The sequence below is a fragment of the Asticcacaulis sp. AC466 genome (assembly GCF_000495815.1).
Classification (GTDB): Bacteria; Pseudomonadota; Alphaproteobacteria; order Caulobacterales; family Caulobacteraceae; genus Asticcacaulis.
Window position 1 is genome coordinate 153,847 of sequence record NZ_AWGE01000005.1, and the last position, 20,983, is coordinate 174,829.

Genomic DNA, 20,983 nt, shown 5'->3' on the forward strand with positions numbered 1-20,983 from the left:
TCCTTCTAAAACAGTGCGTGTAATGATGAGGCCTCCTTCACGCCCCGGGTCATAAGGATTTAGTAAGTCCGTCAACTGCCTGTCGAAATTTTACACCTTCACATCTATGGCTTGGCCATCCCCCACAGGTCTGAAGGAGCGTCGCCATGAGCGCGACCGCTGGAGATGTATTGGTTCAAACGCTGATAGACTGGGGCGCCGACAATAACCGCCGTCGAATTCACGTTCAGCCCGACTGACGCGATGACAGTGGCGAATATCAGAACGCCAATTCGTGGCACCGCGTAAGTCGATGCCATTGTGGAGGTTTTCATCGATGATAGTGTCGTCGCCCTTGTCATCTAGCAGGCTGAACCGGCCGAGCAAACTATGCCAGAGTAAGGCGACGGCATTTTGCGATGGGGTGGTGTCGGTTTGGCCGTGGCCCTCTCCGAATTATCACTTCGGATCGATCCCTAACAGGTCAGACCCAAATTAAAAGTCCCAGTCGGGCGAAGCTCCGGACAGATATTGCGGGTCTTTGTAACCCATTGAACGACATTGGGTCGGCGACTGGCGTATCAAAGACGACCGATAAAGCTGGACCCGGGGGCGTGACTGCGGCAATAAAAGCCTCTGGAGACCGTATCATGCCCTATGCCTTGAGCCCATTCGATGCCGCAGCCATTCTCATAGTGTTGGCCGCTTGCCTGGGGTACGTCAATCACCGTCTCTTCAAGCTGCCCGCGTCTGTGGGCTTGACGTTCATGGGGGCCGTAGCGTCTCTGTGCGTGCTTGCGGTCGATAAAATATTGCCGGGAAGTCATCTGACACCTTTAGTGCTTGGCTTCCTGGATGATATCGATTTCCACCAAACCCTTATGAACGGCATGATTTCATTCCTGCTGTTTGCTGGCGCGCTCCATGTTAACTGGACATATATGAAGGCGGGCTTTTGGCCCATACTGCTCCTATCGACGATTGGCGTCCTCGTTTCAACAGCCATCGTCGGCGCGGGCTTTTTTGCCATAACCTCGCTCCTGGGACTATCCGTGCCCTTGTTGTGGTGTCTGGTATTCGGAGCTCTGATCAGCCCCACGGACCCGGTTGCCGTAATGGCGGTCATGAAGCACGCCTGCGTGCCGCCCACACTCCAGGCTACGGTTGCCGGGGAGAGTCTCTTTAACGATGGCGTAGGCGTCGTTGTGTTTGGGATATTGCTGGTGGCTGCGACAGGTGGGGGTGATTTTTCCCTGCCGCACGCCAGCGTAGAGTTCCTGAAAGAAGCCGGAGGTGGGATCGCGCTAGGTCTGCTGACCGGCGGCGTGGCCTACTTCGCAATGCGCAGCATCGATGAATATAATGTCGAAGTTATGATCAGCTTGGCTGTAGTCATGGGCGGATACAGTCTGGCGAACGGGTTGGGCGTCAGCGGACCCGTTGCCATGGCCGTCGCCGGTCTGATCATCGGCAATGCCGCAGTCGCCGACGCTATGAGTGACACGACGCGCGACTATCTGCTCAAATTTTGGGCACTCATCGACGAAATACTAAACGCCGTATTGTTCTTGCTCATTGGCCTGGAAGTTATCGCCATTGCCGCGGACTGGCGTTTGATGGTCGTGGGATTGGCGGCGATACCGCTGGTGCTATTGGCTCGCGGCATCTCGGTTGCGGTGCCCCTGACTGTCTTGCGCCCGTTCCAATTCCTAGGAAAAATTGCCATGCCTACCCTGGTCTGGGGCGGGCTGCGTGGCGGCATCTCGATTGCGCTGGCGCTTTCACTTCCAGGCCACAGGACTGTCATTCTGGCAGCCACCTATGTGGTCGTGCTGTTCGCCGTCATCTTCCAGGGGGGCACCATCGGTAAGCTTATTCTGAAATGGACGCGGGCAGACACACCGTCCCACGGCTAACTCGACCGGTGATCTCGCGCGAAATCCCGTGTTTTGCACCGCGAGAGCTGGATTGGTGTGAGTCTGGTCCGTTCAATATATTTAAGCCACCGCCCATGGTCTATTGAGCAATCAAATAGTCGACCTGTCTTCACATAGAGTGATCTGTGGAGCGATCACAACATATCACAGAAGCGAGAGGTGTGGCCGAATTGTGTCTTCGGGGGTGGACAGGTCGCCTGCGAACGTTTAGAGCGTGTGTTCTGGGAATGATTATGTGACTGCAAATCATTACTTTGAGCGCTGTTCTTGCTGCTCGTGAAATCTCGAAATAATAAACTGTGCAATCAGTTTTATTGTCTGTGTGCTGCGCAGATTTACTTGGGGCAAACTACTAAAATTGGAGACGAAACCATGACAGCCAGTGAAAAACTGCTGACATTTGGCCATTCGGTCTGGATCTATCTCGCCGGCCTTAGTCCGTTGGCGTTCGCAATGAATATCTGTTTGACGGTCGCCTTGCCTCTCTTGTTCTGGGTGGGGACGCGTCTGATTACCGCCGGTTTACGGTTTGCGGTCCATCGGGTTCCCGGACCGCCATCGGCAGAGAAAAAAGTCAGAACTAGCCGCGCGATGCGCTTCAGTAACCAGGTGCTTAAGGTCGTTCTCGGCGCCGGCCTTCTGTTCTTGCTGCCAGGCATTTGGGGTTTGGATTTGACGCCGTGGTTTGCGGGCGGGTTAGGTCAGCAGGCTGTACAAGTGATCGCCGGTCTTTCCCTGCTTCTGATTGGCGCCGTCGTCGCGCTTGAAATCTCCGCCCTGCTGATTAACCACGCCATGGGCAGACTAAGAGCGCAAGCCGCGCCACGCCGCGCCAAACAACTCGACACACTTGGGCCTATCGTGCGAAGCGGCGTCCAAATTGCCATTGGCATAGTCGTGTTTCTGACGATGTTCGGGCAACTCGGTGTACAGATCGGCCCGCTTATTGCGGGCGCGGGTGTCGCTGGTGTGGCCATAGGGTTTGGCGCACAGACCCTGGTCAAGGATTTCCTGACCGGTTTTTTCCTTATAATCGAGGACATTGTCGCGGTCGGTGACATCGTCAGAGTCGGCGATAGTGGCGGTCAGGTCGAAGAAATGACGCTGAGGACCATCCGTTTGCGCGACTTTGACGGAACCCTGCACGTCTTTCCCTATAGTGAAGCCCAGATCATTCACAATCTGACAAAGACCTTTTCTTACTACGTTTTCGATTTGCAGGTCTCTTACGAATCCAACCTCGACCGCGCCATGGACGTCATGCGTGAAACCGGTGCCGCGCTGCAACGAGAAGCCGAGTTCGGGGACGCCATTCTCGAGCCCCTCGAAGTCGTCGGGGTCGATAACCTCGGTGACAGCGGAGTGGTCCTAAAGGCACGTATTAAAACCCTGCCTATCCAGCAATGGCGCATCGGAAGAGAGTTCAATCGTCGTATCAAATTAGCCTTCGATGCCGCCGGCATTGACATTCCTTATCCTCACATGCGCGTCGTCATGCCAAAAACGGATCGGCACTCGAAAGAGGAGGCATTGGCATGACAATGACTCAAAAAGCCCGCCACTTTCACCTCGATCAGATTTCCCTATTCATAGATTTGGATGGTACACTTGCGCCGTTTCAACTCACTCCCGATGTTGTGGGGCCCGATGTAAAGCGCAATGCTCTGCTACGCGAGATGGGCATGCGGCTGAACGGGCGAATGGCGGTCGTCAGCGGACGATCCATCGCTGACTTAGATCGGATACTTGAAGGTACGATTGTCGCGATGGCCGGAAGCCACGGACTACAAAGGCGTGACGCCCGGCTCGATCTGGTCACCGCCTCGCCGCACTCGGGCCTGGCAGACGCCATACGGGAAATCAAGAATTTTGCCCTGAAGTTTCCGGATGTCGTGATTGAGGAAAAGCCGCTCAGTGTCGCGTTTCATTATCGCCAAAACCCATCGGTGGAGACAGTGGCGCGCGTATTCTGCGAAGATCTGGCGCAACGTACCGGTCTGAAATGGCAACGCGGCGCCATGGTCGAGGAGTTTCTGACACCGGGCATGGACAAGGGCAGGGCAGTACGCGCCTTTATGGTTGAACCGCCATTTTTGGGCACCACGCCGATCTTTGTCGGTGATGATCTCACAGACGAAAATGGCTTTCAGGCGGTTCAGGCCTTGGGCGGTTTCGGTGTATGCGTCGGGGCCGTACGTGATACCCATGCACAGTTTCAACTTGAAAGTGTTTCTGCGGTTCATGCATGGCTCCGGCAAGGCTTGCAAAATAACTATTTCAGTTTGGAGGCCGAAGTTGAGCCGTCTTATAGTCGTATCTAATCGCGTCAACCCGCCTGCCGATTCCGGTGTCGGCACCGCCGGCGGCCTCGCGATGGCGCTGGCCGCGGCATTGCGCGAGGACAAGGGCCTTTGGTTCGGATGGAGTGGCAACACCGTCGAGCAGTATACCGGCCAGATGTCCATGCAAAAAGTCAACGGCGTCACCGTGGCCCTGATGGATTTGGAAGCCCAGGACGAAAGCGAATACTATAACGGATACGCCAACAGGACCCTATGGCCGTTGTTTCATTATCGGCCGGATCTGGTGGCCTACGAACGCAGTTTCGATGAGGGGTATACCCGTGTGAACATGCGTTTTGCCGAAACGCTTGTCCCCCTGATCGACCCAGATGATATCATCTGGGTGCAGGACTATCATCTGATACCCCTGGCCAGGGAGTTGAGAGCGCGCGGCGTCAAGAATCGTATCGGTTTCTTCCTGCATATTCCATGGCCGGCTCGACGCTTGCTGGCAACACTGCCGCGCCAAAATGAGCTTGTAGAGGCTCTGTTCAGTTACGATTTGCTGGGCTTTCAAACCGAAGACGACTGTGCTGCGTTTATCGATTCTGCGGCTGAAGACAGTCGGGCAGAGGTGTTAAGGACCGGCGTACTGAAAGCCTTTGGGAAATCCGTTCGGGTCAAAGCCTTTCCTATCGGTATTGACGCCGTCGATTTCTCCGGCGCCGTGAAGAGCGACACCGCCGAGACCTACCGCAAGCTGATGGTCAAGAGCGAGGCTGGTCGAAAAATGATACTGGGCGTCGATCGCCTCGATTATTCCAAGGGAATCGAAGAGCGTTTCGCGGCTTATGAAACCTTCCTTGCCGATAATCCCGACCAGTTGGCAAAAGTCTTCATGCTTCAGATTGCCACACGCTCCAGGGATGATGTTGATAGTTACCAACATCTGCGCGGGCGCCTCGACGCGGTATCTGGCCAGATCAATGGCGCCTACGCCACGGTTGATTGGGTGCCGTTACGCTATGTGAACCGGCCCTACCGCCGTGATGAACTTGCGGGCATTTATCGCGCGGCGCATATTGGCCTCGTAACCCCGCTACGGGACGGGATGAACCTGGTCGCCAAGGAGTATGTCGCCGCGCAGGATCCATCAAATCCCGGCGTCCTCATTCTGTCGCAATTTGCCGGCGCGGCGGAAACCATGACGGAAGCCTTGATCGTTAATCCCCTGAGTCGCGAAGACGTATCGGAAGCGATCCGCCGAGGCTTGGCCATGCCCCTCAAGGAGCGCAAAGCTCGGTGGGAAGCCCTATTTGATAATGTGAAGACGAATGATGTGGACCGATGGCGGGACAATTTCGTCAATTGCCTGCGCGCTATCAAACTCGACATTGCGCCTGAAGTAAGCGCCAAGGTTGAAACGGTTTCCTCATAACAAATCGCTCAACAAAAGCGACCTTGCGAGGGGCGGCCGCCCGTAACGAGCGCGAGCGATTATTGATGGGAATAAGGCTCTGGCTGGTGAAGCCCAGGTGGTTCAGGTGACCGACAGCGACTCGGGCATGCAGGTTCGCATTTTCGTAAGTGCGTTCGACTCGCAGACCGTTTTCGATTTGCGCCGCTATGTCCGTAAAAATATCCCGGCCTTCATTGACGCCCATTACCCGCAATCGCTGCCAAGGCGAAGGGCGGTCATTGAGCAGCCTTCTGCCATTCATTTAGGTGTGGTAGAAAGCAATTGAGATTGTACATTTAAGTCATCATAAAAATGTGTTTGGTTTGTGATCCTATTTGATTGGCTGAACAATATGTATACGCAAGTTTTAATGCCAATTGTAATGTTTAATATATTGAATATTATACATATGTATTTGAAAATACTACATAGAGAGATGTTCATAAAGTCTTTTTTGCTGTAATTCAAATTCTCGTTAATTTGCATTTTGGGCCGAGTTGTCTTATTATTACTCTAGTGTGGTGCGACAGAAGCGGGGGCGTTAAAAAATGATTCAGGAGATGGCAAATGAATATTCGTATTTTTGCATCGCGTATGGCGATGGTGGCGGCAGTAAGCATGGCGGTTTCCACATATAGTGCGTCAGCTAAGGAGGATGCGCATCTGTGGGAGATTAAAGTCAGCAAAACGGCTGGTGAGAGCGAACCTGTGGTTTCAGACAACTGGCGCTGCATGGCAGATTCAGGGTGGGCTAATCCGCCTGCCGTCCTTACAGGCGCGCAGTGTCCCGATCAGACCTTCACCCGCGAGCGTGACGTTCTGAGTTGGTCGGTTGATTGCGATGCCGCAAAAGGCCAGGGGCAATGGACCTTTTCGCGAGGGGACCGAGCCGTGGAAGGGAAAAGCACGATCGTGTCGGACGGTGTTACCATTGTGACGGCCATCGACGGGAAAACGTCTGATAAATGCACCTTATAAAGCAGCCGCCGGAGACCGTGAAGCTGTGCGCATCAGGCGGGTCTAGTCGGGGAACGGGAAGGCAACAATGACAGATTACGGCTTAATCAGCGCGCTGGTTCTTCTGGCGTCGCCCCCCGTTGCTGCGCAAACAGCTACACCGGCTGATCTGTACGGTCGTCTTTTCGTTGAGGTGCAGTCGAAACAGATTTTTCCCGACAGCAAAACTTTTGTAGATGCGGTCGCTAAACGTCCGGCGGCCGCAATCCTCAGGGACTTCGAGGCCTCAGCGCCGGCGAGGCCAGACGACCTGCGCGCTTTCGTGGATGCCAATTTTGACGTGCCGGTGCCGGGGCCACCGCCGCTGCCTGAAGCGTCGCGGCTTTCCCTCAAGGCGCATATCATGACGCTTTGGCCTCAATTACAGCGGCCTGCGGCGACGAGTGCAACGGGATCTTCGGCTCTGTCTCTTCCGGCCTCTTACGTCGTCCCCGGTGGCCGATTTCGGGAAATGTACTATTGGGACAGCTATTTCACCATGCTGGGCCTCTACGAAGATGGCTATGATGATCTCGCTAAATCCATGCTCGTCGATTTTGAAAGTCTGATCGAACGCTATGGCCATGTGCCCAATGGGACGCGGACCTATTATTTAAGTCGGTCTCAGCCTCCGGTGTTTGCCCTTATGCTCGACCTGAAGCCGTCCACGAAGCCGTCTGAATTGTCGCGTGAGGTCGCGGCTTTGCGGCGGGAGCACGACTACTGGATGGCTGGGACGACCTGCGCCGTGAAATACAAGCCCTGCCAACGCGTTGTGGTCATGCCTGACGGCAGCCGGCTGAACCGATACTGGGACGATCGTGACACGCCACGCGAGGAATCCTATGCTGAGGATGTGGCCACGGCAGCGAAGAGCAAAAGGCCGCCTGAAATCGTTTATCGCAATCTACGCGCCGCTGCCGAAAGCGGTTGGGATTTTAGTTCTCGATGGCTGAAATCGCCATCAGACCTCTCGACAATCCGCACGATTGATATCGTGCCGATCGATTTGAACAGCCTGCTGTGGAAGCAGGAGACCATCATTGCTGCACGATGCGAGGCGCTTCAGGATCTGGTTTGCGCTGATCGCTACGGCCGGTTGGCGCGAGACCGGAAGCAGTCGATCAACCGTTATCTGTGGCGGGCCACCCAGGACAGGTATGCCGACTACGACACCGTGACCGGCCGTCCGACCCTCGTGACGTCGACGGCGATGGTTTACCCGCTCTTCGTTGGTCTGGCGGATGAAAAACAAGCGGCCGCCGTCGCCAGACTGACGCGCCTGCAACTAACAGCACAGGGAGGCGTCCGAACAACGCAAATCCCGACAGGCCAGCAGTGGGACAGCCCTAACGGCTGGCCACCTCTACAGTGGATCACGGTTGAGGGCCTCGCACGCTATGGCTATCGCGCGCAGGCACACGAACTGGCGCGGCGATTTATATTGACCGTGGACAAAACCTATCGGGAGACCGGTAAAATGCTGGAAAAATATGACGTGGAGGCCCGCCGACCGGGGGGTGGCGGGGAGTATCCCCTTCAGGACGGGTTCGGCTGGACCAACGGCGTCACACGGGCTCTCCTGGCCAAATATCCGGACCTGGAGCCTGTTCCATAAACCTGATATACCTGCGCGGTGCCCTGGTTTAAGCCGTGCCATGGCCTAGGTGACTGCCGCGAAAAAGGTGCATAAACCGCGCGTCATGGCCGTCTATTGGGCTTGGCCCCCCCTCCGCTGTGCACCCACTGCACAGCGCCAACCCAGGAGCGGTTATGATAACATCGAGATGGGTGTGGCTGGTCATCCAGGTGACGAGACGCATTTGGGTGAGGGCCAGTCTGTTCTCGTTGCTTGCGGTCGTTACGGCCCTGACGGGTGTGATCTTCGGTCCCTACATTCCGCGCGACCTACCGGGGCGCATCGGGGCAGACGCGGTGGACCATATTCTCGGCATCATGGCCGCCAGTATGCTGTCCGTGACAACCTTTTCCCTGGGCACCATGGTGGCGGCCTATGCTGCTGCCGCCAATAATGTGACGCCCAGAGCGTCGAGACTTATTTCAGAGGACACGACCACCCAGACCGTCCTGTCGACATTTGTCGGATCGTTTCTGTTCAGTCTGGTCAGTATTGTAGCCCTGAGTACCGGGGCTTATGGCATTCGGGGACGCGTGATCCTGTTCGGCGTCACCTTGGTGGTCATCACGCTTGTCGTTGTGACCCTTTTGCGGTGGATAGATCATCTCTCGCACTTGGGCCATGTCACCGAGACCACGCAAAAGGTCGAGGAGGTGACGGCAGAGGCCATACGCGCGTATAAAAAGCACACGAACAGAGGCTGCCATCAGGTAACGCCCTCGACGGCAGATGTCCACCAAAAGCCTCTGTATGCCAACCAGATAGGGTATGTCAGGCATATCGATCTGGCGGCCATTGCCAAGACGGCAAAAGCCGCATCAACCTCGGTCTTCATAACGGCGCAACCCGGTTGTTTCGTTGATCCATCCATGCCGATTGCCTGGGTGGCCCTTTCTGAAGGCGCGCCGGATGACGACGCCGTGTGTCGCTGCTTCACGATAGGAGAGACGCGATCGTTCGACCAAGACCCGCGCTTTGGCATGACCGTACTCGCGGAAATTGCTTCGCGCGCCCTGTCGCCTGCGATGAACGACGTGGGCACAGCGATCGATGTCATTGGGCGGGCGGTGCGGCTCCTTGCCCTTTGGGGGGAAGCTGAGGCACAGTCCGCCGACGAGATCATTTTTCCAGACGTTTACATGGCGCCGATAGAGGATGATGACCTTTTCACGGATATATTCAGGCCGATCGCCCGCGACGGCGCGACGGCGGTTGAGGTAGGCGTGCGCCTGCAAAAGGCATTCCTCTCCTTGAGCCAGATCCATGAGGGACGGTTTGAGTCTTCTGCGAAACGGCACGCAAGACTCTGCGAAGACCGCTTTCGTCATGGATTGATAATTGATCATGACAAGAGACTGATCAGCACGCTGGCAAAAAAGCTAGGCTAGGTAGGGCGTGGAGGCAGCCGCAGAGATGGAGGGCGCTGCTGGTTGCCCCTATGATTACGGCACCCCGGTCTATTAACAGGGTGAACCATCTGTGCCTCGCTCAGCAAAAGCAAAGCACTCATCTCGCCAGGTTGTTTGGATCTCGCTTGCGGAACCCATCTGGGCCAGCGGAAACACTCCGCGTCAAATGCGGGACACATGAGCGCACCCGAACCATAGCCAAAACGTGCTTGACCCCTTGAACTCTAAGGGCCGTCCACACACGGTGTAAGGCGCAACAACGTTGATGGCTCCTAATAAGCCTAGCGGAGGAGCCCGAGAACCAAGCTATCGAATTCGGTGGATTTTCCGACATCGATGGCATGGCCAACACCGGAGATGGTATGAACTGCGGTGCCAAACGTCTCCGCATAGTCGTTGGCGTAAGCGGGGGCTATGAAGTCGCAGGCGCCGCGTACCACGAGCACGGGTACCTTGATGGCCCGAAGTCCCGGGCGGGGATCAGGCACCCGCTTCAGATCGCGGTTGGTCATGAGGTTGGTATAGAAGCCTTGCAGGTTGTGATGAATGTGCGATTCGACCTTGGTTCCCGGACACGCGCCCACGCTAACGCCGGCAACGGCGACTTCATGCATCCATGAATCGGCCTCAGCGTCGCCGACAAGCCTGTGCGCGGCGTTTGGATTGGCGGCCGCTAGAAGGGCTTGGGCCACTACCCGCGGGGCTTCAGTCAATTCGCGATAACGCTGGCCAGCGGCGCCTGTGAGGCTCTCGAACGGAGACGCGCCGTCACCCGCGCGGGCGGGCGGCCAAAGGGGGCCAGGCGAGGCGAACACCACCTTTGCAACGTGGTCTGGATGGGCGAGGGTATAATGGGCGGCAAGCGTCGCACCCCACGATGTACCCAGCAAAACCATGCGGTCCGCACCTATCGCCAGCCGCACTTTTTCAAGGTCTTCGACGTTGCGGGCAACCGTGTATCGCGTAACATCGGCCAGACGGGTTGAGCGGCCTGCACCGATCTGATCGTATGAATATACATCGTAGCCGAGTGCGTTGAGGGCGTTCGTCAGATCAGGCAAGCCTTCATTGGGCGTGCCGGGGCCTCCATGCAGGACGACCACCGGGCGATGATGCGCGCCCACAACTCTACTGGGCGCATGCACATAGGCCAGACGCTCGGTATTGCCGATATCCCAGTAGGCGACGTCGGCTGGGATTGGTCTTTCGGGCTGGACTGGGAATGGCTGAAGGACAGGGATACTTATCGCGACAAGCCCCATCGATGCGACAGCGCTGAACGCGAGACTGCCGAGGGGACGGGGGTTGCCGGTTAGCCACCTTAAGCCCAAGCCTGCACTGCCCCACACGGTAAGAGCAAAGGCAACCAGTCCGGCGAACAGAAAGACGGCAGGGGCGTTCACCAGAAAGGATATGCCAACTACGGCGATGACCGATACGACAATTGCCAGCACAAGCCCGGCAGGCAGAACGATGAGACCGAAAAGAGCGAATCTAGATATCATGGCAAAACCTCAGAACCGCCCGAAAGCGCGTTGGGACGGATAATCCGGCGTGCCAGGTGGCGGTTCATTTAGCTGCCGGGACATGATCGTCGGTTAGATAGCCGGATTGCGCGATATAGGCGCGCACCGCTTCGTCGTCGCCATAGTGCAACTGGATCATCGTGCGGATGGCGGCACGTTTGTCAGGCGCGCGCTCATAGAAGTTCCGGGCGATTTCATAACCAACGAAATAACCCATATCCGGCACCCCGAAAATGTTGTGATCGTTGTTGTAAAGCCAGTCATTCCAATCCGTCTTCGCCATATCGGCGCGGAATTGGTCGCGCACCGCATCGCGGTGAGCAGGCCCATAGACGTAGAGTTGCAGCGGCGGGCGATGGCCTGTCACCTGTTCGGCTACAAACTCCGCGACGCCCTCATAGACGACGCGTGCGGCAAGGCTTTCCCCCGACTCTTCCTGCTGAGTATGGACATATTCGTGAATGTTGTTTTGGCCGTTATTTGTAAAAGGGCGAGTGGCGAAGAACGTGCCAAGGCGGGTGCGCATCCGTTCGGGTAATTCGGAGACGTCGACCGTCTCGTCGGCAAGCGCGATCTCGGCCCCTATCAGGACCATATTGCCCTGGGTCGTACCGCCGGTGCGCAGGACGCCGATCGCATAGGTTATACTCGCAGGCTTAATGTCCGGATAGATCGCCCGAAAGGTCGCAAGATCTTTGGCGAGTGGCGCTGCGGCTTCGCGGGCACGGCCCGTCAACGGCCGGATCGAGGCCCAGAATTTGGGCCAGTTTTCAATGGCATCAATATATTGGTCCGGCGTATAGCCCCGCGCCGCCATCAAGGCGCGCAGGCCGGGCGTGGCCGGATCGAGATATAGATGTTGGAACTGGGCGAGTTTGGCCTGGCGGTCCGTCTGCGATCGCACCGCGTCATAAGCCACCCAGAACCGATCGATATCGCCGGCCTGGATAACCGGCTGGCCGACGGGCGCCACGGCCGGGGCCGGCGGAGCCGCCGCCTGAGCGCCAGGCGCGCACGCTATCAGTGCAATGCCAATCCAGCTTACGAATTTCATGGTCTTACTTGTTGCTGACATGGAGGCTTAATACCTCGAAGAGATACGGCAGAAGAGAGAACGACAAAGACTGTTCGGTTGGCAACATGTTGGGCTGCGCGACGATTATATGACCTTATAGCAGAAATATATTATTGTAAAACAGAAATAATTAGGCAGCAAGGAACGGGACAAGCGACCTTCGTGATGGTCGTGTGAGTGCGCATGTTTTGTTGGTGCTAACGATCAAATATTGGCCGATGTGCCGCCGGGCATCGTACTGATCACGGCCGGGGAACCTGTTCAGAAATCAGTATGTCGCCCGGCGAACAATTCAAAAATTCGCAAATCTTGGCGAGTGTCTCAAAACGTATGCCCTTGACGTGTCCTTGCTTCAACAGGGAGAGGTTGGCTTCTGTGATGCCGACATATTCGGCCAAGTCTTTCCCTTTAACCTTGCGACGCGCCATCATGACGTCAAGTGTCACGACGATTCTAAGAGGGCGGTTATCAGGATTACCCATTAAACGAACGCTGCATTTTCTTCGGCCAATTCCTTATTTCTGCGTTCTATGGCGGCAACGACGCTAAGTATGCGGGCGAACGTCCAGGTAAAACCGGAAATGACAAGGATCGTCAGGCTACCTGTTCCTATCCTAATTGGGAAGTCGGCGCCCGCTGCACTGTCGTAGGTCAGAAAGAAGCCGACCAAAGGCGTCAAGATCGCCGATAGCAGAACGGCACTCATCCCCGCACTTCCAAATCGCTGCAAGCCAAGGATGACTTTCGAAGAAAACATCTCGCCGGACGCGAAAGACAAAAATGAAGATCTGATTTGCATCAGACCATATGCGTTGATGAGCGCTGGCAGGCCCATCAGCAGTAGTACCGCCAGGTCTCGCCCATGATCGAGACGTATCGACGGTACGTTCAGCCATGAAGCCAGTTCTGACGGGGACATGGCGTGCCACTGCCAGATCGAACCACCTATAAATGTTACAGCGGCAATGATGCATACGTAGCCCATCGCGGCGCTCCAACGGCTTATCAGCCCTATGTCTTCATTCTTCATTGTAACCTCACCTAGCAACCATTAAACCCACCAAATTGGAGCGTGAACGCCAATCCTTCCATTACGCGAGTTTGTGGCGTCTGACATTGTTGTAATGCCATAGATTTCTGTCTGACAGAAAATATATCCGAAACATAAAACGAACTGTATGCCTTTGGAGCACGTAACAGCAAAGGCCGATCTAAGCGTTGAGCACGAACGCCAGGCCGAGCCCCCTTTGGGCATTCGCCTCGTCCGTATCCTGACCTCCAGCAAGACATGGTGGACAGCAGTCGGCTGTAATTCCGGATGTTCTGCAACGGCTTGAAGGGACGACGGCGCCCCTAGATGTTACTCTGGCCAAAAGCAAAGCAATCCTTATACCGCCGGGTTGGCTTTTTCGGGTTTAAACGGTTGCAAGTGCAGTCGGTTGGTGACGAAGAAGGCGACAATCAGGAAGGCGATAGACGGTAAAATGCCAGATTGTAAGCCGATCCATAGCGAACCGCCGGCGATCAGCAGGGGAGTCAGGGTAAGCCGCGCGGTCGCATACCATTTGAAGCCGTTGGTTAGGCGCGGATCGGCCAGTCTGCCGACGAAGGCGATGTAAAACCATATCAAGCCGCCGGTCAGCGAGACTGCGGCCATTTCGCCCAGATACATCTGCAACACGACCGACGGCATGCCATGTTCGCTGGCCATGGCGTTGACGAAGGGCATCAGGCCGATGAGGCACAGGAAGATCAAATTCAGAAAGGCTGTAACCTCGTCGAATTTCTGCGTGTAACGGAAGATGAAACGGTGCGCCATCCAGAAGAGGCCCAGCGAGAAGAAGCTGATAATATAAAAGATCAGCTTGGCGAGGATGGGGGTCAAAAGTCCATTCCATGTTCCATCCCAGTGTTCGGGTGGACGCATCTCGATGACAAGCAGCGTAATGGCGATAGCGAATACGCCGTCGGAAAAGAATAGTAGGCGTTCGAGATCGTAATTCTTTTCCGGTGTGTCGTGCTCTTTCATGCGGTGCCCCTATACTGAGAGGTAAAATCAGCCTGAGTTGGCCTTAGCTGTCAAGACACCTGCATCTATCGAAGCCATAGAAGTTTGATTGACGGGGTTGCAGTAAGTACGTGCGCGCTACGGATGACGGTCGTCTGGTTGCTCGGCCCCGAACTCTCAACCAGTCTTACTTAAAAAATTGCGCCTCCACTGTCGGGTTCTAGACCCCTCATGCATCTTCATCAAGGCGATCTACATGCCGCTGTCATATTTGCCCGATATGGGCAGGGAGATGATGTGGACTTTTCCCGAAGACGAGTAAGCGTAATGACGGAGCGACAGGATCAGGATTGGGCAACCTTGCTTGCGGTTGTTCGGCGTTACGTCCTGAATCGCTTGCGTCAGCCTGATTTGGCGGATGATATTGCGCAAAATACGGTCTTGCGGATCATTGAGTATCAGCAGGACAATATTGTTGTCAGTCTCTACGCCTTGTCTTTTCGCATAGCCGATAACCAGATCCGCGAATATTTCCGCAAACTCAAACCAACCGATGCGCTGGACGCTGCGGATGATTTTGCCTGCGCGCAGCCCTTGCCCGATCGTGTGGCCGAAGATCGCGCCGAGACACAGGCGGTGCTTGCTGCGCTGGCGAGCATGCCGCCTTTACGCCGGAATGTGTTTATGCGGCGCCGTCTGGACGGCGAGAGTTGCCAGGATATCGGCCGCGCGCTTGGGCTCAACGTCAAAGCCATCGAAAAGCATATAACCCGGGCACTGCTGGATTTAAATGCCGCCCGCCGACGTTGGCACATGAGCGACGAGGCACAGGTATCAGATACAATTAAAGAAGAGGTCGGGGAGGCAAGACGATGATCCGAGCCATTGACCAGCAACGACTGGAAACACCTGAAGAGCAAGCCGCCGGTTGGCTCATCCGCATGCAGGGGCCTATCATCGAAGCGCATGTCGAGCGTCAGTTCGAACTGTGGATTTCGGCAGATGAACGACATGCAATGGCCTATGCCGATATACTGGCAACCTATGACATTGCCGGGGAAATCGCCGCGGAGGGCCCGCGCAAATCCGGCCAGACCCTGGCGCCGTGGTACGGCCTTGGCGCTGCAGTGGCTGCCTGTCTGGTTCTGGGACTTGTTGTGTCGCGTGGATTGCCCGCTCAGTCGCCGGTGCCACAACATACCGCGACCTTGACGACAGGACCGGGAGAAACGCTCGATATTCCTCTGCCCGACGGCACGCGCATTGCTTTGAGTGGTGCCTCAGCTATGCGCGTCAGCTATACGTCAGGTGCGCGCCATGTCGATCTGACGCGTGGCGAAGCATATTTCGACGTGGCGCATGATGAGCACCGTCCTTTCGTTGTAACGGTACACAAGACGGAGGTGCGTGTCCTGGGTACGGCTTTCAATATCGACCTGTTGTCGGGCGACCAAAGCGAGGTTTCTGTCTATCGCGGCCGTGTCCGCGTGGCGGCGGATGGTAAGAAGCGTGACCTCACCGTCGGGCAAAAGGTCATGACCGGCGAGAGCGGTCTGACCCCAGTCTCTTTTGAAGCCGGTGAGGGGCCGGATTGGCGGTCGGGATGGTTCGATGCCGAAGAGACAAGCCTGACGCGTCTGGTCGATGAACTAAATCGTTACGCGACGCGGCCGATCCGCCTGGAAGGTGCGGCCCTCAGCCATATAACCATTTCCGGGCGCTTTAAGATTTCCGATCCAGAGCGTGTGATCCGAAGCCTCAAAACGGGTTACGGACTGCGTTCAAGTGTTAGAAATAACGTCCTTGTTCTGACTAAATAGTTGTATTTCATAAATAATTCATATTAATTTTTGTCGGGAAGAGATGTTTTTCAGCATCTCCCATAGGCGAGGCCAAGGGGGCCGCGTTTATCGGAGTGTTGAACGTGAATACCAGATTAAAACTTGCGCGTGGCTTGTCGGTACTGGCGCTGATGGCGGCCGGAATGACGGCGCCCGTCGTTGCAAATGCGCAAGCGCCCGCAACCCAGACGATGCCTTTTCATCTGGCGCAAAAAGATGTGTCTGCCGCCCTGAAGGATTTCTCACGGGCGACCGACCTGCAGATCATTGCCGCGCCGAACCTGGTGCGTGGTAAACGTTCGACCGCCGTTTCGGGCACTATGACAGCGCGCGCCGCGCTGACACAACTGCTGGCCGGCACTGGCCTTAGCGCCGATATCGTCGATGGTTCGGTCATCGTTCGCGTCAACTCGACGCCCGTAGCGCAACAGGCAGCTACGATCACCGAAGGTGAACCCATTCAGGTTATCGTTACCGGGTACGCCAAGGCTATGACGGATTCGGTCGAAGACAAGCGCCGCCAGAAGAACATATCAGATCGCGTCAACGCCGACGACATGGGCAAGCTGCCGGTTGAAAACGTTGCTGAAGCCCTGGCCAAGGTGCCAGGCGTCAATGCGGTCCGTGATTCCCGCACCGGTGAAGGCGACCGCATCACCATTCGCGGCCTGTCTACCGAATTGAACAACTACACGATGAACGGCGTAAAGATGTCGGGCGCCGGGTCTCGTGATGAACAGTTTTATCGTGGCGTGAGGCTGAGTTTCCTGCCACCGGAAGGGATTGCCGGCATCACGGTTCACAAGACGATCATGCCGAACATGGATGGCGACGCGCTGGGCGGTACGGTCGAAATCGATACGCCTACTGCTTTCAACTACAAGAAAACCCATCTTGGCCTGTCTGTTCAGGGCAGCGTGATGGATAAGTTCGAAAATCCAACCTCTTCTAAAGCCGCTCTCTCCTTCGCCAAGAAGTTCGGTGACCGCCTCGGTGTGTTTGTTACGGCTTCCTATGCCAAGCGCCAGACGCAGTTCGAGGAAAATGGTGGCGACGGCGATAGTCAGCCGCGGACTTGGTATTCCAATTCAGAAACTCTGGACGCGGATCTGAACGACTTCGTCTTTCGCGGCATGCAACTGGCGACCGGTCATGCCGAGGTTGAGCGAAAGGGGCTGAATTCGTCGCTTGACTGGCATGGTGAAGACCATCAGTTCCACCTGCGCGGCACCTATAACGAGTACAATAAGAAAGAGTTCTCCACACGCTTGAACTTCCGCAATGATACAGGCCAGTTCTCTACGCGGCTGTCGCAGGTCGACAAGACTGACAAGTCCTTGAAAACACCTGACCAGATGATCATCGGTAATGATAGGCGCGGCAATATCTATGGCTATACTACGAGCCAGATCGTTGATCGCGACAAGGATGGGGTGATCACTGACAAGGACAAGTCGACCAAGTCGCTCTATTCTCTGGACGGTGGTTCTGGCGTCTGGGACCCGCAGGGCTTCCGTATGCGCCGGTTCTGGGAAGGCAGCTATTCAACAGGGCTTCTCAGCTCACTCAATGGCGGTGGCGTAAGTCATTTCGGTAAGCTGACCATCGACTACGACGTATCGGTTTCGGAATCGCGGGACGAGTCGGACGGCGATTACAAGATGGAATTCCGCACCGACATGTACCACTGGCTGGGCAACAAAGGTGTCGGAGTCGATTCATCCGGCGATAGCCGCTACCCGCAGTGGGTGCTAAATCAGGCGGGGCTCGAAGGCGCACAAGACCCGAAGAACTTCAAGTTTGCCAGCATGGAAGCCGAAGTTTCGTCTTCGACTGAAAAGCTGAAGCAGGTTCAGTTCAACGCCAATTATGAGTTCGATCACGACTGGCTGCGCAACATTAAGGCGGGTGCCAAGTTTTACAAATCGGACCGGCGCAAGTTTGAAGGCAGCTTCCTGAACCTGTCGCGTTCCGGAACTCTGGCCGATTTTTCGCAATTCTATGGCACGCCGGTGACCAGCCTGTTTGATGGTCAATATACAGGAGACCACCGCCTGGGCATCGTTCTGGATGACGACAAGATGCTTGCCGAACTGAATCTGGCGAACGCCGGGAAAAGCACGTTTTTCACCGGTACGGCTATGAATGCGGATGACCCGATTATTTCGGACGAAGATACGTTCAAGTTCAGCGAAAAAGTGACCGCGGCCTATGCCATGGGTGAGGCGGTTTTCGGCAAGGTGAATCTCATCGCCGGCGCCCGTGTCGAAAAAACTGAAAACACCATCACTGCCTGGACGATGGATCGCAAGGTCGGCAACGAATACAGCGTCAGCAAGAGCGAATTCACCAACGTCCTGCCGTCGATACATGCCACTTACAAGTTCCGTCCCGATCTCTACCTGCGCGGCGCGGTCTGGACCAGCTTTGCCCGCCCGGACATCGCGCGTATGAGTTCGGCCAACGAATATACCTACAACACCGACCCGGACGGCGACGGCAAAGAAAATCCCACCGCCGACTGGCTGCTGCTGGCTATCGAAAAAGGCAACCCGAACCTGAAGCCCATGCGGGCTGTCAACATGGACCTGTCGCTGGAATGGTATCGCGGCAAGACCGGCGCCTATTCGATCGCGTTATACGACAAGAATATCAAGAACTTCCTGTTCCGTTCGTCGTCGTCGAACATCCGCAACGGCACGGCCAGTGAAAACGAGGACCCGAATGGCGTACTCATCACCATGGCCAATAACGGCAAGAAAGCCCATGTCCAGGGCATGGAAATTAGCGCTCGGCAGATTTTCGACTGGCTGCCGTCGCCATATAATGGTTTCGGCATGTCCTTCAATGGCACGTTCCAGACCTCCAGCGCTGTGACGGGCATGAGCTGGCATCCGGAAGGCTACGAGTTGCCACTGATGGAAACGCCGGAAAAGGTTCTGAACCTCGAATTGTTCTACGAAAAATACGGTTGGGAAGCCTATCTGGCCGCGAACTACCAGTCGGAAATGCTCTCGAGCATTCAGGATTTCGGCAATAATCCGTATGAGCAGGATTACACGTTCGTCGACCTGAATCTGCGCAAGAAGCTGACGCCGAAAGCTACGGTGAGCTTCAACGTCCAGAATATGTTCGATAGCCATACCTATTGGTTGTCCTATGGTCCGACAACCGCGTCCAGCCGTGCATATACTAAGAATGGCCGCACGATCTCGTTGAGCTTCAACTACATCTACTAAGTGTCTACCTGCGCAAAACAGGCGGAGCCTCCTTGTCGGGGCTCCGCCGTCTTCTTTGGAGTTCCCCTTTGTACAAGTCTCTTATGTGTGCCGCCGCTGGCACCGCCCTGTTATTTGCAGCCCTGTCGGCTGAAGGCGCTGCGCCGGCTGTGTCGCCAGTCGCTGCCCCCGCCAAGCTGTCTGCTGTCGCCACTTCGGTTCTAGCGCCAGCGACAGCTCAGCCTGAACGCATCATTCTTAACCTGACCAATGACACTCAGCATGAGATGGCTGTGACCTGGCGTAGCGGAATTGGTGCGCCGCAGGGCCGGGTGCAGTTTGCCATTGCCGAAGCCGGGCCGAATTTCGTCAGACATGCTGCGGAAATCACTGCAAAATCAGAGTTGCTGACCCTGGATGTCGAAGAGAAAGCGGGGTTTCAGGCGACCTATAATTCCGCTGTCCTGACCGGACTGGAGCCTTCGACACGCTATGTCTACCGTGTTGGCGATGGGGCCCTGTGGTCGGAATGGTTCCAGTTTTCAACCGCCGGAAAGCCGGGTGAGCGTTTTAGCTTCATCTACCTCGGCGATGCTCAGAACGATATTCTTTCACACTGGTCGCGTGTTCTGCGCGAAGCCCAGCGCGAGGACGGTAAGGCGGCCTTCATGCTGCATGCCGGCGACTTGATCAATCGCCACAATGCCGATCACGAGTGGGCAGAATGGTTCTCTGCCGGCGGCTTCATACACGCGCAGACACCGTCGATCATGACGCCGGGCAATCACGAATATGGTCGCCCCATTGACGAGACGGGTGCACGCCTATCGCCGCAATGGCGTGCGCAATATACCCTACCGGAAAACGGCCCCGCCGGTCGTGAAAAGCTGAAGGAAACGGCATTTTATGTCGATTATCAAGGCGTGCGTATTATTTCCGTCAACGCCCTCCTTCTGCATGGCGATCCGGAAGAACGTGCTGCACAGGTGAAATGGTTGGACGATATTCTGGCCAATAATCCTAACCGTTGGACAGTGATCAGTCTGCACTTCCCGCTCTACTCGTCAGAGCCCGATCGCGACAATCCGGATGTGCGCGAAGCGCTCAAGCCTCTCATCGACAAGTACAAGGTCGATCTGCTTTTACAAGGTCACGACCACGGCTATGCCCGTGGCGCCGCCCCGACACCTATTGGGGAAAGCCGTCCTGATGACAATGCGACCATTTATATCGTTTCGGTCGCGGGACCGAAAATGTACGCGGTTTCCGATCTGGCCTGGGCCGACCGCAAGGCATCACAAACTCAGCTGTTCCAGGTCCTCACAGTCGAGGGCGACAGGTTGGAGTACAAGGCCTATACGGCCAACGGTGTGCTTTACGATGCGTTTGCCTTACAAAAGGATGCCGCTGGTAAAAAGACGCGTATCGAGCTGAAGCCGCGGACACCCGAATTGTGGCTACCAGGCAAAAAAATCAACAAGGATGGTGATCTGGCGCAATAAGGATGTGGGCGGCGTCAAAGCTATAGCTCCTGGAAACCCGCCCACTAACCTTGCTGAAATAGCTTAGATATCACCTTGCTGGAAACGCATTTGATCTAACTTTTGCTACGAA

At 55.8% G+C, this 20,983-nt stretch carries 18 protein-coding genes; 12 read left to right on the top strand and 6 right to left on the bottom strand.

Annotated features, from left to right (window positions below; genetic code table 11):
• Positions 1-104 precede the first annotated feature (104 nt).
• Positions 105-314: a hypothetical protein gene (locus AEAC466_RS44740; protein WP_162148921.1), complete on the bottom strand. Its 210-nt coding sequence runs from the start codon at positions 312-314 to the stop codon at positions 105-107.
• Positions 315-629: 315 nt separating this feature from the next.
• Between AEAC466_RS44740 and AEAC466_RS27960 the strand changes: the two genes are divergently transcribed.
• The 8 genes from AEAC466_RS27960 to AEAC466_RS27990 all read left to right on the top strand — a co-directional run bounded on the left by AEAC466_RS27960 (position 630) and on the right by AEAC466_RS27990 (position 9,680).
• Complete coding sequence (locus AEAC466_RS27960; protein ID WP_023457071.1) at positions 630-1,895, top strand: cation:proton antiporter; 1,266 nt, start codon at positions 630-632, stop codon at positions 1,893-1,895.
• A 297-nt stretch (positions 1,896-2,192) separates the two neighbouring features.
• Complete coding sequence (locus tag AEAC466_RS0122145; RefSeq protein ID WP_235074182.1) at positions 2,193-3,455, top strand: mechanosensitive ion channel family protein; 1,263 nt, start codon at positions 2,193-2,195, stop codon at positions 3,453-3,455.
• A complete protein-coding gene (gene otsB, locus AEAC466_RS27965) occupies positions 3,452-4,237 on the top strand; it encodes a trehalose-phosphatase (protein WP_023457073.1) in 786 nt (261 codons plus the stop codon). Before AEAC466_RS0122145 ends, otsB begins: the two co-directional genes overlap by 4 nt.
• Positions 4,212-5,636 (top strand): alpha,alpha-trehalose-phosphate synthase (UDP-forming), encoded by a 1,425-nt coding sequence (locus tag AEAC466_RS27970; RefSeq protein WP_023457074.1) that lies wholly within the window; start codon positions 4,212-4,214, stop codon positions 5,634-5,636. Before otsB ends, AEAC466_RS27970 begins: the two co-directional genes overlap by 26 nt.
• A gap of 106 nt (positions 5,637-5,742) precedes the next feature.
• The gene (locus tag AEAC466_RS27975) at positions 5,743-5,943 is read left to right on the top strand and encodes a hypothetical protein (RefSeq protein WP_155913506.1); all 201 of its coding nucleotides are present in this window, start codon (positions 5,743-5,745) and stop codon (positions 5,941-5,943) included.
• A 281-nt stretch (positions 5,944-6,224) separates the two neighbouring features.
• On the top strand, positions 6,225-6,635 hold the full coding sequence (locus AEAC466_RS27980) for a hypothetical protein (protein ID WP_023457076.1): 411 nt from the start codon (positions 6,225-6,227) through the stop codon (positions 6,633-6,635).
• Positions 6,636-6,702: 67 nt separating this feature from the next.
• A complete protein-coding gene (gene treF, locus AEAC466_RS27985; protein ID WP_023457077.1) occupies positions 6,703-8,271 on the top strand; it encodes an alpha,alpha-trehalase TreF in 1,569 nt (522 codons plus the stop codon).
• Positions 8,272-8,426: 155 nt separating this feature from the next.
• Positions 8,427-9,680 (top strand): DUF2254 domain-containing protein, encoded by a 1,254-nt coding sequence (locus tag AEAC466_RS27990; protein WP_031238294.1) that lies wholly within the window; start codon positions 8,427-8,429, stop codon positions 9,678-9,680.
• Between the two features lie 302 nt (positions 9,681-9,982).
• Here the strand turns inward: AEAC466_RS27990 and AEAC466_RS43655 are convergent, their stop codons facing one another.
• The 5 genes from AEAC466_RS43655 to AEAC466_RS43660 all read right to left on the bottom strand — a co-directional run bounded on the left by AEAC466_RS43655 (position 9,983) and on the right by AEAC466_RS43660 (position 14,331).
• Positions 9,983-11,206, bottom strand: a complete 1,224-nt coding sequence (locus AEAC466_RS43655; protein ID WP_023457079.1) for an alpha/beta hydrolase — start codon at positions 11,204-11,206, stop codon at positions 9,983-9,985.
• A gap of 64 nt (positions 11,207-11,270) precedes the next feature.
• Complete coding sequence (locus tag AEAC466_RS28000) at positions 11,271-12,281, bottom strand: hypothetical protein (RefSeq protein ID WP_023457080.1); 1,011 nt, start codon at positions 12,279-12,281, stop codon at positions 11,271-11,273.
• A 263-nt stretch (positions 12,282-12,544) separates the two neighbouring features.
• Positions 12,545-12,784 (bottom strand): helix-turn-helix domain-containing protein, encoded by a 240-nt coding sequence (locus tag AEAC466_RS28005; RefSeq protein WP_023457081.1) that lies wholly within the window; start codon positions 12,782-12,784, stop codon positions 12,545-12,547.
• Entirely contained in the window at positions 12,784-13,332 is a 549-nt protein-coding gene (locus tag AEAC466_RS28010; RefSeq protein ID WP_023457082.1) for a DUF2975 domain-containing protein, read from the bottom strand. The genes AEAC466_RS28005 and AEAC466_RS28010 overlap by 1 nt, the downstream gene beginning before the upstream one ends.
• Before the next feature lie 357 nt (positions 13,333-13,689).
• Entirely contained in the window at positions 13,690-14,331 is a 642-nt protein-coding gene (locus AEAC466_RS43660; protein ID WP_023457083.1) for a TMEM175 family protein, read from the bottom strand.
• Positions 14,332-14,637: 306 nt separating this feature from the next.
• Between AEAC466_RS43660 and AEAC466_RS28020 the strand changes: the two genes are divergently transcribed.
• From AEAC466_RS28020 to AEAC466_RS28035, 4 genes are all read left to right on the top strand, one after another.
• Positions 14,638-15,186, top strand: coding sequence for an RNA polymerase sigma factor (locus AEAC466_RS28020; RefSeq protein ID WP_023457084.1), 549 nt, complete (start codon positions 14,638-14,640; stop codon positions 15,184-15,186).
• Positions 15,183-16,130 (top strand): FecR family protein, encoded by a 948-nt coding sequence (locus AEAC466_RS28025; RefSeq protein WP_023457085.1) that lies wholly within the window; start codon positions 15,183-15,185, stop codon positions 16,128-16,130. Before AEAC466_RS28020 ends, AEAC466_RS28025 begins: the two co-directional genes overlap by 4 nt.
• 104 nt (positions 16,131-16,234) lie before the next feature.
• Complete coding sequence (locus AEAC466_RS28030) at positions 16,235-19,390, top strand: TonB-dependent receptor (protein WP_235074162.1); 3,156 nt, start codon at positions 16,235-16,237, stop codon at positions 19,388-19,390.
• A gap of 68 nt (positions 19,391-19,458) precedes the next feature.
• Positions 19,459-20,871 (top strand): purple acid phosphatase family protein, encoded by a 1,413-nt coding sequence (locus AEAC466_RS28035; RefSeq protein ID WP_235074164.1) that lies wholly within the window; start codon positions 19,459-19,461, stop codon positions 20,869-20,871.
• Positions 20,872-20,983 lie beyond the last annotated feature (112 nt).